This window comes from Cupriavidus sp. 05T313 (genome assembly GCF_056396665.1).
The window spans coordinates 1-794 of the sequence record NZ_JBFTLX010000552.1; the positions used below are offsets into that span (position 1 = coordinate 1).

2 protein-coding genes are annotated in these 794 nt (G+C 54.3%); both read right to left on the bottom strand.

The genetic code is table 11. From position 1 onward, the window contains the following. Window positions 1-311 (bottom strand): hypothetical protein (locus AC1DKD_RS41685; protein ID WP_477144790.1); only part of this gene is annotated, 311 nt, incomplete at its 3' end. 216 nt (window positions 312-527) lie between these two features. After that, window positions 528-794: H-NS histone family protein (locus AC1DKD_RS41690; RefSeq protein WP_477144791.1), on the bottom strand; the 267-nt coding region annotated here is incomplete at its 5' end.

The following is a 794-nucleotide window of genomic DNA, read 5'->3' on the forward strand; positions in this document are numbered from 1 at the left end:
CTACTGACCAGGCCGTCTAGTTCGGCATAGAATCCAGCTGCTTCATCAAATTCCAGTGCTTCCACGTCCGGCTTACACATCCCGCACGGCGAGATGTCAACGCGAATTCCCTTGGTCTCCTCAAGAAACTGGTGGGAAATCTGGTCGTATCGGTGCGAACAGAGTTTGGTGTATTGGCCGGACGTATATGGCGCGTTCTTCGTACTCGTTATTGTCCCGCAAGTAGCGCGATGCAACTTTGGCGTGAACTGATGTGCGGGATGTCGAATGTTGAGCACAAGTCCATCTGGATTGCCGGCCAGCCAACTCATGTACCCGCACTCGTCATTTCTGAAGTGCACAACTTTTGTCATTGAAGTCTGGCAGTATTGGTTCGACCCATCCATGGTCCAGCCTCGAAAAGCGGCCGCCGGCATTGCTGCTACAGAACAGTGGCATCCCGTGTCGAAGCACGAGAAACGTCTAACTGGGGCGGCAGTCCCAAGGCCGAGACTTCACAAGTCGTTATTTAGATGTCTCGACGGCTATTATTCTTCAGCGATGAGGAATCGATTCGGATTCTTACCGAGCCAGGCAGGGGCTCGGCCGCGACCAGACCAGGTCTTTCCGGTCTTCGGGTCACGATATTTCGGCGGCAACGGCTCCTTTGCCTCAGCAGCCTTTCCGGACGTGCTGCCAGCGGGCCGACCACGACGCCGCTTCCCTTGAATATCCTCAAGAGAAAGATTGTACTCAACCATCCGATTGCGAATTTGCTCGATGACACCTGCCACTTCATTTGCACGTACCTCTGC